The sequence below is a fragment of the Erythrobacter sp. HI0063 genome (genome assembly GCF_001635685.1).
Taxonomy (GTDB): domain Bacteria; phylum Pseudomonadota; class Alphaproteobacteria; order Sphingomonadales; family Sphingomonadaceae; genus Qipengyuania.
On record NZ_LWFF01000227.1, the window covers coordinates 1 to 480 of the forward strand.

Sequence of the window (480 nt, forward strand, 5' to 3'; positions counted from 1 at the left end):
CCTTCATCACCTCGTCCCCGAGATGGTTCACCACTTTCACCGCAACCCTGCCGTCCTTCGGTTTCGCAAACGACCGTGAACGCACTCGATTCAGGCTGTCCCACGCTTCCTGATCCACTTCCGCCTTCAGTGTCGTCTTCAGCGCCTTGTAGGGATCGTTCGCGCCGGGGAAGTAGGCGTGGCGGACGAAGAAGCTTTCGTAGTTGTAGTCGGTGTCGATGAACCACACGGCGATGTCGTCGGCATCGCCGCTTTCGATCTGGCCGCCCTTATACATATCAACGCCCATCACCTCGATGCTGACCATGCCGTCGCCCTCATCATGCACGTGAATGTCTGGCTCACCGAATACGGTGAACAGATTGCCTGCTCCCGTATTCGCAAGGTCGGGCATGTGCAGGTCGGGGTTGATCCGCGCTTGCAGGACGGTGAGCGGGCCCATCTTCGTGACCTCGCCAGCATGGGCATCGAAATTGAACG

Annotated in this window: 1 pseudogene; it reads right to left on the reverse strand. The window is 58.8% G+C overall.

Features of this window, described 5'->3' with window-relative positions:
* Nucleotides 1-480, reverse strand: a pseudogene (locus A3736_RS17540) (site-specific DNA-methyltransferase); the annotation flags it as partial.